The sequence below is a fragment of the Leisingera sp. CC-HEC096 genome (assembly GCF_059429235.1).
On record NZ_JCAIJS010000001.1, the window covers coordinates 1597348 to 1612350 of the forward strand.

Annotated in this window: 13 protein-coding genes and 3 tRNA genes; 12 read left to right on the forward strand and 4 right to left on the reverse strand. The window is 63.9% G+C overall.

Annotated elements, in window-relative coordinates:
* Positions 1-102: 102 nt before the first annotated feature.
* Entirely contained in the window at positions 103-1893 is a 1791-nt protein-coding gene (locus tag AC5STI_RS07775; protein WP_495446262.1) for a sensor domain-containing diguanylate cyclase, read from the forward strand.
* 83 nt (positions 1894-1976) lie between these two features.
* Positions 1977-3128, forward strand: coding sequence for an alpha-hydroxy acid oxidase (locus AC5STI_RS07780; RefSeq protein WP_495446263.1), 1152 nt, complete (start codon positions 1977-1979; stop codon positions 3126-3128).
* Between the two features lie 13 nt (positions 3129-3141).
* Here the strand turns inward: AC5STI_RS07780 and AC5STI_RS07785 are convergent, their stop codons facing one another.
* Complete coding sequence (locus AC5STI_RS07785) at positions 3142-3579, reverse strand: BLUF domain-containing protein (protein ID WP_495446264.1); 438 nt, start codon at positions 3577-3579, stop codon at positions 3142-3144.
* A 408-nt stretch (positions 3580-3987) separates the two neighbouring features.
* On the opposite strand from AC5STI_RS07785, the gene AC5STI_RS07790 reads away from it, so the two are divergent.
* Complete coding sequence (locus AC5STI_RS07790; protein WP_490399097.1) at positions 3988-7431, forward strand: pyruvate carboxylase; 3444 nt, start codon at positions 3988-3990, stop codon at positions 7429-7431.
* A gap of 201 nt (positions 7432-7632) precedes the next feature.
* On the opposite strand, the gene AC5STI_RS07795 is transcribed toward AC5STI_RS07790, so the two are convergent.
* The gene (locus AC5STI_RS07795) at positions 7633-7950 is read right to left on the reverse strand and encodes a hypothetical protein (RefSeq protein ID WP_495446265.1); all 318 of its coding nucleotides are present in this window, start codon (positions 7948-7950) and stop codon (positions 7633-7635) included.
* 11 nt (positions 7951-7961) lie between these two features.
* Between AC5STI_RS07795 and AC5STI_RS07800 the strand changes: the two genes are divergently transcribed.
* From AC5STI_RS07800 to AC5STI_RS07830, 7 genes are all read left to right on the forward strand, one after another.
* A tRNA-Gly gene (locus tag AC5STI_RS07800) sits at positions 7962-8036 on the forward strand.
* A gap of 145 nt (positions 8037-8181) precedes the next feature.
* Positions 8182-9141 (forward strand): DNA cytosine methyltransferase, encoded by a 960-nt coding sequence (locus tag AC5STI_RS07805; protein ID WP_366661516.1) that lies wholly within the window; start codon positions 8182-8184, stop codon positions 9139-9141.
* A 105-nt stretch (positions 9142-9246) separates the two neighbouring features.
* Positions 9247-10149 (forward strand): NaeI family type II restriction endonuclease, encoded by a 903-nt coding sequence (locus tag AC5STI_RS07810; RefSeq protein WP_495446266.1) that lies wholly within the window; start codon positions 9247-9249, stop codon positions 10147-10149.
* Positions 10134-10547: a very short patch repair endonuclease gene (locus AC5STI_RS07815; RefSeq protein WP_495446267.1), complete on the forward strand. Its 414-nt coding sequence runs from the start codon at positions 10134-10136 to the stop codon at positions 10545-10547. The genes AC5STI_RS07810 and AC5STI_RS07815 overlap by 16 nt, the downstream gene beginning before the upstream one ends.
* 90 nt (positions 10548-10637) lie before the next feature.
* A tRNA-Gly gene (locus AC5STI_RS07820) sits at positions 10638-10712 on the forward strand.
* Positions 10713-10856: 144 nt separating this feature from the next.
* Positions 10857-10931 (forward strand) — tRNA-Gly (locus AC5STI_RS07825).
* A gap of 163 nt (positions 10932-11094) precedes the next feature.
* Positions 11095-12447 (forward strand): aminotransferase, encoded by a 1353-nt coding sequence (locus AC5STI_RS07830; protein ID WP_475046530.1) that lies wholly within the window; start codon positions 11095-11097, stop codon positions 12445-12447.
* A 75-nt stretch (positions 12448-12522) separates the two neighbouring features.
* On the opposite strand, the gene AC5STI_RS07835 is transcribed toward AC5STI_RS07830, so the two are convergent.
* The gene (locus AC5STI_RS07835; protein ID WP_027236986.1) at positions 12523-12762 is read right to left on the reverse strand and encodes an Lrp/AsnC family transcriptional regulator; all 240 of its coding nucleotides are present in this window, start codon (positions 12760-12762) and stop codon (positions 12523-12525) included.
* Between the two features lie 203 nt (positions 12763-12965).
* On the opposite strand from AC5STI_RS07835, the gene hisB reads away from it, so the two are divergent.
* The gene (gene hisB, locus AC5STI_RS07840; protein ID WP_027236985.1) at positions 12966-13553 is read left to right on the forward strand and encodes an imidazoleglycerol-phosphate dehydratase HisB; all 588 of its coding nucleotides are present in this window, start codon (positions 12966-12968) and stop codon (positions 13551-13553) included.
* A gap of 1 nt (position 13554) precedes the next feature.
* A complete protein-coding gene (gene hisH, locus AC5STI_RS07845) occupies positions 13555-14193 on the forward strand; it encodes an imidazole glycerol phosphate synthase subunit HisH (protein ID WP_495446268.1) in 639 nt (212 codons plus the stop codon).
* A 66-nt stretch (positions 14194-14259) separates the two neighbouring features.
* Here the strand turns inward: hisH and AC5STI_RS07850 are convergent, their stop codons facing one another.
* Positions 14260-14991, reverse strand: a complete 732-nt coding sequence (locus AC5STI_RS07850) for an AraC family transcriptional regulator (protein WP_495446269.1) — start codon at positions 14989-14991, stop codon at positions 14260-14262.
* Positions 14992-15003: the final 12 nt, after the last annotated feature.

The window sequence follows — 15003 nt, forward strand, 5'->3', positions numbered from 1 at the left end:
TTTCAGGAAACTTACGGGAGATTAACGGGACCGAAAGCAATCCCGGCTAGGGTCGCGGTTGCATACCGCCCCTTAACTTTACAGCACTTCAGGCGCAGAAAAATGAAGAAAAACTTGAGATCCAGCCTTGCTGAAAAGATCCGCAGCTTATCGCTGATCCTGGTCCTTGTCGCAGCCGCGGGCGCTTCGGCCTGGGCTGTGTTTGCGGTCCCCACGCCCATCGTGGACCGGATGATCGAAAACGATCTGCGCAAGCAGTCGCAGCATTGGCAGCGCAGGGTGGTGCTGCACATGACAGACGTCGGGGACTCCTTTGAAGAGGGGCGGATCCGGCCCGCGGACGCGCAGGATCTGCTGCTGCTGCCAGAGGAGACGGACGTATTCCGGTTCCGCCTGCTGACCAGCGACGGGGAAATTTTCTGGTCCACCCGCAGCGAAGAGATCGGCGAGTATGAGACCAACGCCTTTTTCAGCACACAGGTCGCGCGCGGCGAGGTCTATTACATGCACGAGCCGCTGCCCGCCTATGAGGTGGATGGGTTCCCGCTGCAGTCCAACGGCTTTGACAGCAGCATCACGCGGGAGGTTGCGCAGGTCTATGTGCCGCTGATTCACAATGGTCAATTCGACGGTGCGATTGATTTCTACACCGATATCACCGACCTGAGGACGACGTTTATCCGCCGCGCCCAGCTGTCGCTGATTGTGCTGACCTCCATTGCGCTCTTGGCCATGACCATCGCGGTCTATGTGGTGTTCAGGACCAACCGGTTCAGCATGAACCAGATGCAGCAGCAGAACAAGAAAGAGCGCGGCATCCTGGATGAACAGCTGCGGCTGGCGCGCGAGGTGCAGCTGCTGGGGGAGCTGAACGAATGGCTTCAGTCAAGCCGCTCCCTGGATGAGCTGTTCGACATGGTTGCCCGTTTCATGACCCACATCCTGCCGACCGCCGAGGGCAGCATCTATGTTTACTCCAACTCCCGCGATGTGCTGGACGGCTGTGCCAGCTGGAACGGCGGCAGCCACAAGGATCACATCCACCCTGAGGAATGCTGGGGCCTGCGCCGGGGCCGCACCTATGAGTTCGGCACCTCTGAGATTGATTTCGTCTGCGAGCACGCGGAGCCGCATGACGGCCGGAGCTATTACTGCTTTCCGATCCTGGCGCATGGTGAAACCGTTGGCCTGATGCATCTGCGGGCGATCAAGGACGAATGCCCGGAGTTTGTCGGCACCAAGAAACTGGCGCAGATGTGCGCGGAGCAGATTTCAATGGCAATCGCAAACGTGCGGATGCGCGACCAGCTGCACGACCAGTCGGTGCGCGATCCGCTGACCGGACTGTTCAACCGCCGTCACATGACGGAAAGCCTTCGCAAGCTCATCGGCGCCAGCCAGAACAGCGGACGGCGGCTCAGCGTGGTGTCGATCGACGTCGACCACTTCAAGAAATTCAACGACAACCATGGCCATGATGCGGGCGATATGGTGCTGCGTGCGGTCGGCTCGGTGCTGGAACAGGCCTGCGACGGCGACGAGATCGCCTGCCGTCCCGGCGGCGAGGAGTTCACCCTGATTCTGCCTGACCTGAGCCAGGAGGACGTGATGACCAAGGCTGAACTGCTGCGCCAAGGGGTTGAGGATGTGGTCGTCCGCTATGGTGAAAAGGCGCTGCCGCGGATCACCATTTCGCTGGGCGTGGCGCATTACCCGGCGCATGGCACCATGCCGCAGGATCTGCTGCGCGCCTCTGACGATGCGCTGTATGATGCCAAGGCCAAGGGCCGCAATCAGGTCTGCGTTGCGGATGGCGCAATCCCCGCCCCGCGCAATCCGGCGGTGCAGGCCGCTGGCGCCCCGGAACCGCAGGACAAGGATGCCGCGGCCTAGGCCGCAGCCGGGCGCCCGGAAGCTGTGACAGGCGCCGGGCGCTTTTTCTTGCACTCTGCCGCCCGCCGCGTACCAATGCGTGCATGGATTTGCATCAAAGATACCCGGGCCTTAGCGATCTGAGAGACCGCGCCCGGGCCCGGCTGCCGCGTTTCGTCTGGGACTATCTGGACAGCGGCACCGGCGGCGAGGCCGCCAAGGCGCGCAACCGCACCGGGCTGGACCGGGTGCGGTTTCTTCCGTCCATCCTGCACGGACCGATGGAGCCGGACCTGAGGACTGAGTTCCTGGGCAAGCCGCAGGCCCTGCCGTTTGGCATCGCGCCCGTCGGCATGTCAGGACTGATCTGGCCGGATGCCGAGGCCATCCTGGCCCGCAGCGCCGCCGCGGCGGGCATTCCCTTTTGCCTGTCAACCGTGGCCAGCCGCTCGCCCGAGGATCTGGCGCCGCACCTGGGGGAGGACGCCTGGTTTCAGCTTTATCCGCCAAAGGATGAGGGCATCCGCACCGACCTGCTGGCGCGGGCCCGGGATGCGGGGTTCCGGACGCTGGTGCTGACGGTGGATGTGCCCGCCGCCTCACGCCGGGAGCGGCAGACGCGCTCCGGCCTGACCCAGCCGCCGCGGCTGACCCCGCGGCTTCTGGCGCAGATCGCGATGCGGCCCGCCTGGGCGCTGGGGATGGCACGGCATGGGATGCCGCATATGCGGACGCTGGACAAATACATCTCCGGCGCGCAGGCAAACCTGCCGCCAACCGCCCATATCGGTTACTTGCTGCGCACCTCGCCCGATTGGAACTATGTGCAGTGGCTGCGCCGCAACTGGGACGGCCCGTTCATCATCAAGGGCGTGCAGCGGGCGCAGGATGCCAGACGGCTGGAAGAGGCCGGTGCCGATGCGGTCTGGATCTCCAACCACGGCGGCCGCCAGTTCGACGGCTGCCCCGCCGCAATAGACCTGCTGCCGGAGATCCGCGAAGCAGTGCGGATTCCGCTGATCTTCGACAGCGGAATCGAAGGCGGGCTGGACATCATCAGGGCGCTGGCGCTGGGAGCGGATTTTGTCATGCTGGGCCGCGCCTATCATTATGCGCTGGCAGCGCTTGGCGCTGACGGCCCGGCGCATCTGACCGATGTTCTGGCCAAGGACATGCAGGCCAATATGAGCCAGCTGGGAACGCCGGATCTGGCGGCCCTTCGATCTCTGGAACCGCGTCTTTTGGCGGCGGGGTGAACCGCCGCCCGCGTCAGGCTGTCTTCTCCAGCCGCTCAAAGGCGGCGAGAAAGTCGCGCACGACCTGCCGCACGGCGGTTTCGCTGCCGCGGTCGGGGCTGTTGATCGGGATCAGGTTCTGCAGCGCAAAAACGTGCTTTTGCACGGCCCCCGGCAGCACGTGCGGTTCCGAGAAGGCCATCCGCCATTCGGGGAAGGCCCGGTATTCCGCCGGCTCGCTGACCAGAACCCGGATATTGCCGTGCCGCGGGGCGGCACTGATGCGGTGAAACAGCGCAGCCAGCGCTTGTGCCGGGCCTTCGATCACCTGCAGGAACCACCCCTTGTGGCCGACCAGCATGCCGGTCACTTCGGCGGCAGCGTTGGTTTTCTGCGCTTTCCCGACGATTACGGCCAGATCTGTGCTGGTCATGCCGCCCGCTGCCTGGCTGACGTAGATAATACGGTGCATGTTTACTCTCCTTTACAGCAGCCGGCACCGGGCGCGGCTGGTTTGATGAGGGCAAGCAATTGAACCCAATTCTGTTTTCAGTCTAACCGCGCAATCGCCCGCTGCCTCTGCACCGGAAGGTCAGGTCCTGGCTCTTTGGTTGCGCAAATCCCTGCATTTCTGACCCAAAGTTGAGCACGCCATCCTAAAGCGGCGCACCCCCGGCTGCCGCTTTCCGGCCCTGCCGCGCTCATCAGCCGGCGCGGGGCCCGTTACAAAGCGGAAAAAACCGGCATCCGGTATGTAACAAAAATCCAAAAACAGGCCGCTTGAGAGCGCAATCATGCCGGAAATACCCAGAACTACGGTTGTGCGGATCGCTAATATCCGCCTAACACTGCACCAACTTGCACGGACCCCGAGGGTGAAATGACCGACTTCAAAAAGATCCTGATTGCCAACCGTGGCGAGATCGCGATCCGCGTGATGCGCGCCGCCAACGAGATGGGCAAGCGCACCGTCGCCGTCTATGCCGAGGAAGACAAACTCGGCCTGCACCGGTTCAAGGCGGACGAAGCCTACCGGATCGGCGAAGGCATGGGGCCGGTTGCGGCCTATCTGTCGATCGACGAGATCATCCGCGTCGCCAAGGAAAGCGGCGCCGATGCGATCCACCCCGGCTACGGCCTGTTGTCCGAGAACCCGGAGTTCGTTGACGCCTGCGCCCGCAACGGCATCACCTTTATCGGCCCCAAGGCGGAAACCATGCGCGCCCTGGGCGACAAGGCATCGGCCCGCAAGGTGGCGATTGCAGCCGGCGTGCCGGTCATTCCCGCGACCGAGGTGCTGGGCGACGACATGGACGCGATCCGCAAGGAAGCGGCTGAGATCGGCTACCCCTTGATGCTGAAGGCCTCCTGGGGCGGCGGCGGCCGCGGCATGCGTCCGATCCACGCCGAAAAGGAGCTGGAAGAGAAGGTGCTGGAAGGCCGCCGCGAGGCAGAAGCCGCATTCGGCAACGGCGAGGGGTATCTGGAGAAGATGATCACCCGCGCCCGCCACGTCGAGGTGCAGATCCTGGGCGACAAGGACGGCAACATCTATCACCTTTATGAGCGGGACTGTTCGGTCCAGCGCCGCAACCAGAAAGTGGTTGAGCGTGCCCCTGCCCCGTACCTGAGCGACACGCAGCGCGCCGAGCTGTGCGACCTGGGCCGCAAGATCTGCCAGCATGTGAACTATGAGTGCGCGGGCACCGTCGAATTCCTGATGGATATGGAATCCGGCAACTTCTACTTCATCGAAGTGAACCCGCGGGTGCAGGTGGAGCATACCGTGACCGAAGAGGTCACCGGCATCGACATCGTGCAGGCGCAGATCCTGATCGCCGAGGGCAAGACCATTGCCGAGGCGACCGGCAAGGCGAGCCAGGACGACATCCGCCTGAACGGCCACGCGCTGCAGACGCGCGTCACCACCGAGGATCCGCTGAACAACTTCATCCCGGACTACGGCCGCATCACCGCCTACCGTTCGGCCACCGGCATGGGTATCCGCCTGGACGGCGGCACCGCATATGCGGGCGGCGTGATCACCCGGTATTACGACTCGCTCCTGACCAAGGTCACCGCCTGGGCGCCGACGCCGGAGAAGGCGATTGCCCGCATGGACCGCGCGCTGCGCGAATTCCGGGTCCGCGGTGTGTCGACGAACATCGCGTTTGTCGAAAACCTGCTGAAGCACCCGACCTTCCTGTCGAATGAATACACCACCAAATTCATCGACGAGACCCCGGACCTGTTCCAGTTCAAGAAGCGCCGCGACCGCGGCACCAAGGTGCTGACCTATATCGCGGACATCACCGTGAACGGCCACCCGGAGACCGAAGGCCGCCCGGCCCCCGCTGCCGACCTGAAAGAGCCGCGCGCGCCCAAGGCGGAGCCGGGCAACCTGCCCTATGGCACCCGCAACCTGCTGGAGCAGAAAGGCGCGCAAGCCGTTGCCGACTGGATGAAGGCGCAGCGCCAGCTGCTGCTCACCGACACCACCATGCGTGACGGCCACCAGTCGCTGCTTGCGACGCGGATGCGCTCGATCGACATGATCAAGGTGGCGCCGGCCTATGCGCAGAACCTCAGCCAGCTGTTCTCGGTCGAGTGCTGGGGCGGTGCGACCTTTGACGTGGCCTACCGCTTCTTGCAGGAATGCCCGTGGCAGCGCCTGCGCGACCTGCGCGAGCGGATGCCGAACCTGATGACCCAGATGCTGCTGCGCGCCTCCAACGGCGTCGGCTATACCAACTATCCGGACAATGTGGTGCGGGAGTTCGTGCGTCAGGCGGCCACGACCGGTGTCGACGTGTTCCGCGTCTTCGACTCGCTGAACTGGGTCGAGAACATGCGCGTCGCGATGGACGCGGTGGTCGAGAGCGGCAAGGTCTGCGAAGGCACCATCTGCTATACCGGCGACATCCTGGACCCGAACCGCGCCAAGTACGGCCTCAAGTACTATGTCGGCATGGCCAAGGAGCTGGAAGCCGCCGGTGCCCACATCCTGGGCCTGAAGGACATGGCAGGCCTCTTGAAGCCCGCCGCCGCCCGCCAGCTGGTCAAGGCGCTGAAAGAAGAAGTCGGCCTGCCGGTCCACTTCCACACCCACGACACCTCGGGCGTGGCCGGTGCCACCATCCTGGCGGCGGCTGATGCGGGCGTCGATGCGGTGGATGCGGCCATGGACGCCTTCTCCGGCGGCACCTCGCAGCCTTGCCTGGGCTCCATCGTGGAGGCGCTGCGCAACACCGACCGCGACACCGGCATCGACATCGCCAAGGTGCGCGAGATCTCCGGCTACTGGGAACAGGTGCGGGCGCAGTACGTGGCGTTTGAGAGCGGCCTGCAGGCCCCGGCCTCCGAGGTCTACCTGCACGAAATGCCGGGCGGCCAGTTCACCAACCTGAAGGCGCAGGCGCGCTCGCTGGGGCTGGAAGAGAAATGGGCGGATGTGGCGCAGACCTATGCTGACGTGAACCAGATGTTCGGCGACATCGTCAAGGTGACCCCGTCCTCCAAAGTGGTTGGCGACATGGCGCTGATGATGGTCAGCCAGGGCCTGACCCGTGCGCAGGTCGAGGATCCCGCCACCGACGTGGCCTTCCCCGACTCGGTGGTCGACATGATGCGCGGCAACCTGGGCCAGCCCCCGGGCGGCTTCCCCGAGGGCATCGTCAGCAAGGTTCTGAAAGGCGAGGCACCGAACACCGAACGCCCCGGCGCGCATCTGGAGCCGGTCGACCTGGAAGCGGTCCGTGCCGATCTGTCCAAGCAGCTGGAAGGCTTCAAGGTCGATGACGAGGACCTGAACGGCTACCTGATGTATCCCAAGGTGTTCCTGGACTACATGGGCCGCCACCGCCAGTACGGCCCGGTGCGCACCCTGCCGACCCGGACCTTCTTCTACGGCATGGAGCCGGGCGAGGAGATCACTGCCGAGATCGACCCGGGCAAAACCCTGGAAATCCGCCTGCAGGCCATCTCCGAAACCGACGAGAAGGGCGAGGTGAAGGTCTTCTTTGAACTCAACGGCCAGCCCCGCGTGATCCGGGTGCCGAACCGTCTGGTCAAGGCTTCAACCCAGGCCAACCCCAAGGCGGAAGCGGGCAACCCCAACCACGTCGGCGCGCCGATGCCGGGTGTTGTCGCATCGGTCGCGGTACAGGCAGGCCAGCAGGTGCATGAAGGCGACATGCTGCTGACCATCGAAGCGATGAAGATGGAAACCGGCATCCACGCAGAGCGCGACGCGGTTGTGAAAGCAGTGCATGTTCAGGCCGGCGGCCAGATCGACGCCAAGGACCTGCTGGTCGAGCTGGAATAAGCTGCTAGGCGGATTTGAAACAAGGGCGTCCTGCCAGTGGCAGGGCGCCCTTTTCATTGCGCGGCGGAACCGGAATTCTGCGAGAATTCCGGCCAGTTTTCCGGCCCGGAAAACTGGGGGCTTCGCTCGCGTGCGAAGCCAGAAAATCCTCGCAGGATTTTTGGCCGTTTCCCGTGCCGGGAAACGGTCTGCCGCAAGGTTTCAGACACGCAGCGCCGCAGGCTCCGGCAAGGTCACGGTTTCGACCTGCACAGGCTTGATCACATTAATCCTTCCCGCCCAGCTGTCCGCCTGCGGTGGTTTGCTGTGCGCCAGCAGCCCAAGGCCAATCGCGGCACAGAGGCTGCCAATCCGCAGGAAATCCTTGCAAAGCATCCTATCAATCTCCCCTGACAATCCGGTCTTTGAGGATGAAACGCGCGTCTTGCGCCGTTCCGTCGCTGCCTGTGCAGATTTTTTTCTCCTGCTGCCGATTTTCCTCTTGCAGCCCAGCCCCCAAAACCCTATTTCACCGCTCACCGGATGGCAGCGCGGGCGTAGCTCAGGGGTAGAGCATTACCTTGCCAAGGTAAGGGTCGTGAGTTCGAATCTCATCGCCCGCTCCATCGGGAAACGGACAGGCCGCCCTTCGGGGCGGCCTTTCGCTTTTGCCGGTTTGCCCCTACTCTGCCCCGGTGCGGAATCCCTTGTGCGGAATCACCTTTCCGCCTAGGAACAGAGCAAGAACGCGAAAAATACGGGCGGAGCAGAATGCTGACATCGGTAGAACTATGCGCAGGTGCGGGCGGCCAGGCCCTTGGGCTGGAAAAGGCAGGCTTTGACCACACGGCGCTGGTTGAGATCGACAAGCACTGCTGTGCCACCCTGCGCCACAACCGGCCGCAGTGGAACGTACTGGAAGAGGACGTGCGCAAGTTCAAGGAGGTTGCGGGCGACTACAAGGGCATCGACCTGCTGGCGGGCGGCCTGCCCTGCCCGCCGTTTTCGGTGGCCGGCAAGCAGCTGGGAGAGAAGGACGAGCGCAACCTGTTCGATGACGCGATCGAGATTGTCGACGCTACCCGCCCCCGTGCGGTGATGATCGAGAACGTGCGCGGCTTTCTGGATGCGGTTTTCCATGACTACCGCGAGAAGCTGAAGAAGCAGCTGTCTAAGCTGGGGTATGAGACCGACTGGCGGCTGCTCAATGCCTCCGACTTCGGGGTGCCGCAGCTGCGGCCGCGGGTGGCGATTGTCGCCCTGCGCAAGGAATTCGCAGGTCAGTTCAACTGGCCCGAGCCGCTGCCGCATAACCCGCCGACCGTTGGTGCCACCCTGATCGACCTGATGAAGGAACGCGGCTGGCGCGGGGCCGATGACTGGGCCGCCAAGGCAGATGAGATCGCGCCAACCATCGTAGGCGGCTCCAAGAAACATGGCGGCCCCGACCTGGGCCCGACCCGCGCACGGCGCGCCTGGGCGGCTTTGGGCGTCGAGGGCCGCACCATCGCGAACGAGGCGCCGGATCCGTTTCACAACGACATGCCGCGCCTGACGGTGCGGATGGTGGCGCGCATTCAGGGCTTCCCGGATGCCTGGCATTTCACAGGTGCCAAGACCAATGCCTACCGCCAGGTCGGCAACGCCTTCCCGCCGCCGGTGGCCGAAGCCGTGGCGCGGGAACTGAAGGCGGCGATTGCCAAGCCGAAGCTGCATGCTGTGCGGGCGTAGCAACAGAGCGTTAAGGGCAGTGCCCGGCCGCGGGCGGAAACGAAGTGCCCGCCCATGGGGGCGGTCGGGCACTGCCCGGCGTGCCGCCGGGCGGGAGATCCTCACTTGAAACAGAAGCTCCCCGACAGCCTTGTCCTTCCCGGCCATCCGGATTTCGGCATCCTTTTCCCGCTGGCAGACGAAATCACCACCCGTGCGGGCGGCGCCTTGGCGCTGGAATACGATGTGCCGCAGATGCTGCGGCAGTGCATTGATGATGTGATCATGACGCCCAAGACCGGGCGGCGCGCCTATGAAGAGCTGGAGAAGACCGAAAAGACCTATATCGGCACCCGGGTCGAGATCGAGCTGCGGGCGCTGCTGCGCTTGCGCAAGGGGCGGCTGGACACCGAGATCCTGGGCCAGGATGTCGACATCAAGCACACCATGGGCGGCAATTGGATGATTCCGACAGAGGCGATTGATTGCGCCTGCCTGCTGGTCGCCGCGGATGAGGTGCGGGCGCGCTGCTATCTCGGGCTGATTGTGGCCCGGCCTGAGTATCTGACCGCGGGGCAAAACAAGGACGCCAAGCGCAGCATCTCGGCCGAGGGGTTCCGCCATATCCTGTGGCTGCTGAAGGATCAGCCGTATCCGGCGAATTTCTGGCGCACCGCCGATGAGGCGGCGGTGGAGCAGATCTTTACCGGTGAGACTGGCAACGAGCGGATGGCGCGGCTGTTCCGGCTGATTCAGGGCCGCCCGGTGCCGCGCGACGTGGTGGAGGCGGTGGCGCAGCAGAAGGACTTCATGCGCCGCATCCGGGCCGATGGCGGCCACGGCACCCGCGATATGCTGGCGCGCGAGCAGATCGTGCTGCTGGAAGGCCAGAAGGATGCCCAGCTGATCAAGGCACTGGGTCTGCCGCCCTGCCCGGCCAGCGCGTTTATTTCCTGCCGGATTGAAAGCAGCTACCATGCCCGCATGGTGGAACAATCCAGGCACAAGTTGGAATGGCCGACAAGCTGACACCGGAACGGCGCAGCGCCAATATGGCGAAGATCCGCGCCAAGCACACCAAGCCCGAAATGCTGGTGCGGCGGATGGTGCACGGGATGGGCTTCCGCTACCGGCTGCACCGCAAAGACCTGCCCGGCAAGCCGGACCTGGTGTTCGGGCCGCGCCGCAAAGTGATTTTTGTGCATGGCTGTTTCTGGCATCTGCATGAGTGCCGCGACGGGCGCATTCCGTCCAGCCGCCGCGACTACTGGGAGCCGAAACTGCGGCGCAATTCCGAACGCGACGCAGAGCAGCTGGCCGCGCTGCGGGCAGCGGGCTGGCAGGTACTGACGATCTGGGAATGCGAAACCAAGGATCGCGCGGCCTTGAAAAACCGCCTCGCGGACTTTCTGAAATCCACAGAATAACGCTTATCCACAGATACTTGCGCGGTTCTGAAAATTTCCTCTTGCGGCCCGTTTGGGAAAACCCTAAACACCGCCTCACCGAATGGCAGCGCGGGCGTAGCTCAGGGGTAGAGCATTACCTTGCCAAGGTAAGGGTCGTGAGTTCGAATCTCATCGCCCGCTCCATTCGAAAGCCGAAAAGGCCGTCCCTCGGGGCGGCCTTTCGCTTTTCCGCCCCGCGGCACCAGCGGCATTTTCTTCATCAGACTGTCACTTTCCGCTTGCAGCCTCCTGCCGGATTTCCTATTCACCGCCTCACCGGATGGCAGCGCGGGCGTAGCTCAGGGGTAGAGCATTACCTTGCCAAGGTAAGGGTCGTGAGTTCGAATCTCATCGCCCGCTCCATCGGGAAACGAACAGGCCGCCCTTCGGGGCGGCCTTTCGCTTTTTCAGGCACCCGGGCTCCTGCATCCTGGAATTTGATCAAATTCCCTTTGACGCGCGCTGCAAAACACGCCAAAGCTACTGCCAAACAGCCCCTGCGGCAGGTCATTGTAGGAGTTTGGACATGGCCCCTGTCATCTATCCCACCACCAATTTCACCGCGACCGAGCAGCTGTGCCTGGACCGCGGCGAAGGCATCTATGTCTATGACACGGACGGCAACAAATACATCGAAGGCCTGGCGGGCCTGTGGTGCACCTCGCTGGGCTACAGCAACACCGAGGTGATGGATGCGATCACCGAGCAGCTTCACAAGCTGCCATTCTCGCACACCTTCGGCGGCAAGACCCATGAGCCGATCATGAAGCTGGCCGAGAAGCTCAAGGCGATGGTGCCGGTGGAGGATGCCTATATCTTCTTTGGCAACTCCGGCTCGGACGCCAACGACACCCACTACAAGATGCTGCGCTATTACTTCAATGCCATCGGCAAGCCGGAGAAGCGCAAGATCATCACCCGCGAGCGCGGCTATCACGGGGTGACCGTGGCGGCCGGTTCGCTGACCTCCCTGCCCGCGAACCTGGCGCATTTCGACGCGCCGCTGGAGGCGCTGCATATCCTGCGTTCGGACGCGCCGCATTATTACACCGGCCGCCAGGGCAATGAGACCGAAGAGCAGTTCGTCGACCGGATCATCAGCAATCTGGAAGAGCAGATTCTGGCCGAAGACCCCGACACCATCGCCGCGATGATCGTCGAGCCGATCACCGGCGCGTCCGGCGTGATCGTGCCGCCGGAAGGGTACTATGAGAAGCTGCAGGCACTGCTGCGCAAGCATGGCATCCTGGTCTGGGCCGATGAGGTGATCTGCGGCTTCGGACGCACCGGTGCTGACTTTGGCTGCACCACCATGGGCATCAAGCCGGACCTGATGACCTTTGCCAAGCAGCTGAGCTCGGCCTATTTCCCGATCTCGGCCTCTGTGATCCCCGGCTGGATGTATGAGGCGATGATCGCGCAGACCAATGAAGTCGGCGTGTTCGGCCACGGCTACACCTACTCCGGCCACCCGGCGGCCTGCGCCGCAGCGCTGAAGACGCTGGAGATCTACGAGCGCGACAACCTGTTCGAGCACGCCGCCGAAGTGGGGGCTTACATGCAGGCGCAGCTGCGCGAGGTGTTCAGCAGCCACCCGCTTGTGGGCGAGGTCCGCGGCAAGGGCCTGATCGCGGCGCTGGAGCTGGTGTCGAACAAGACCACCGGCGCGAGCTTTGACAAGGGGGCCGCGGGTGCCGCCGCGCAGAAGGCCTGCCAGGACAACGGGCTGATCCTGCGGGCAGTCGCCGGCAATGCGCTGGCGCTGTGCCCGCCGCTGATCATCACCAAGGCAGAAGTGGACGACATGCTGGCCCGGATGAAGACCGCGGTAGATACGGCTTATGCAGAATTGCAGGACAAAGGCCTGATTGCTGCCTGACCAGCCTGTGCCGGAAACGAGAAACGCCCCGCACTGCGGGGCGTTTTGCTGTCTGCCTCTTGGCTGCCAGTGGCCTCAGAACACCTTGTAGGTCATCGTGGTCAGCGACCGCTCAATCCCTTCGATCTGCAGCAGCTGGTCGTTGATGTACTTGCCCACATCCTCGCCGCTGGGGATATAGAGCTTCATCAGCAGGTCGAAGTTGCCGCTGGTGGAGTAGAGTTCGGAGTGGATTTCCCGCAGCGCAATCTCTTCGGCCACCTTGTAGGTGGTGCCGGGCTTGCAGCGGATCTGGACAAAGACGCAGGTGGACATGGGAGGCCCTCATGGCTGATCAGGAATTTGCGCCCAAGCTCGCACGCGCCGCATCCGGGCGCAAGAGACCGGGATGGGACCGGGATTGCTGCAACAGATTGCCCTGCTTGCACAATGCCGCACTTGAGCCAGCCCCCCTGCCCGCCCTATAAGCGCCGGGGCAGAACCAAAGTTCTTGCAGCATGACGAAGGAAAAGCCGCTGATGCGTACCGCCAAAGTGACCCGCAAGACCGCGGAAACCGATATCTCGGTCGAAATCAACCTCGACGGCACCGGGGTTTACGACAACCAGACCGGCGTCGGCTTTTTCGACCACATGCTGGACCAGCTGGCGCGCCATTCGCTGATCGACATGACCATCCGGGCCAAGGGCGATTACCACATCGACGATCACCACACGGTGGAGGACACCGGCATCGCGCTGGGTCAGGCGCTGGTGCAGGCGCTGGGGGACAAGAAGGGCATCCGCCGCTATGGCGAGTGCCACCTGCCGATGGATGACGCCCAGGTGCGCTGCGCGCTGGACCTGTCGGCGCGCCCGTTCCTGATCTGGAACGTTGAGCTGCCCACCCAGAAGATCGGCGCGTTCGACACCGAGCTGGTGCGCGAGTTCTTCCAAGCCCTGAGCACCCACGGCGGCATCACCCTGCACATCGACCAGCTGCACGGGTTCAACAGCCACCATATCGCCGAGGCGGCGTTCAAGGCCGTCGCCCGTGCGCTGCGGCTGGCGGTGGAAACCGACCCGCGCAAGGCGGATGCGATTCCCTCCACCAAGGGTGCACTCTGACATGCTGACGGCAATTATCGACTACGAATCCGGCAACCTGCACTCCGCCGAGAAGGCGTTCCAGCGCATGGCGCGGGAAGTGGATGCGGGCGAGGTCGTGGTGACCTCCGACGCCGATGTGGTTGCGCGTGCCGACCGGCTGGTGCTGCCCGGCGACGGCGCCTTCCCCGCCTGTGCGGCGGAACTGCGCGGCCACAAGGGCATCTATGACGCGATGGTTGAGGCGGTGGAGCAGAAAGGCCGTCCGTTCCTGGGCATCTGCGTCGGCATGCAGCTGATGGCGACCACCGGGCACGAGTATCAGGACACTCCGGGTTTGGGGTGGGTCGGCGGCGATGTCGTGAAGATCACGCCGGCAGACCCGGTGCTGAAGGTGCCGCACATGGGCTGGAACGATCTGGTGATCGACCACGCGCACCCGGTATTTGACGGCATTCAGAGCGGCGATCACGTGTATTTCGTGCACTCCTACCACTTCCGCGTGGCCAATCCGGCGGAACGGCTGGCGCATGTGGATTATGCCGGCGACGTGACCGCGGTCATTGGCCGGGACACAATGGTCGGGATGCAGTTTCATCCGGAGAAAAGCCAGGCCACCGGGCTGCGGATGATCGGAAACTTCCTGACCTGGAAACCATAAGGGGACGGCGCTGACGCGCCGTTGCCTCCGGCGGGAGTATTTGGGGAAAGATGAAAGCCGCGGCGCTCAGGCGGCAGCCGTCCTCAGCGAAACCGGCGCCACGCCATAGGCCTTGCGGAAAGCACGCGTAAAGCCTTCGGGGCTGGTGTAGGCATAGCGGCGGGCCACCGCCTCCACCCTGTCGCCGCGCGCGAGATCCTGATGCGCCAGGATCAGCCGCCAGCGGCGCAGGTAGCCCATCGGGGTTTCGCCCACCTCTGCAGCGAACAGCTCTGCAAAGCGTGAGAGCGACAATCCCGCCTCCTGCGCCAGATCGGCATTGGTCCAGAGCCTGCCGGGGTGATCATGCATCGCGACGATGGCCCGGCTGAGGCGCGGATCGGCGAGGCCCGCCAGAAGACCCGGCTCTGTCGCCCCCTTCTGGATCTGATTACGCAACAGGCGCACCATCAGCACCTCGCCCAGGCGGTTGATCACCGACTGCGCGCCGCAGTGCTGGCCCTCGGCTTCCTCCTGCATGAGCCGCACCAGCCCCTGGGCTTCGGCATTGCCGGCGATGCCGTAGTCCACCATCTGCGGCAAGGCGGCCAGAAACGGGTTGCTCTGCCCCGACCACTCCACCCGCGCGGACCACATGACCGTGGCCGGATCCAGCCCCTGCATCACCCCTTTTGTGCAGTAGAGAATGCGCACCGGCGCGCCGGTGCTGTCCGCCAGCGCTGCCAGATTGGCCTCCCCCGGTCCTGCCGCCTGCACGGCCAGCTGAAAGCGGTCCATCAATGTGGTCAGGCGATCCATAATTCCGGGGTT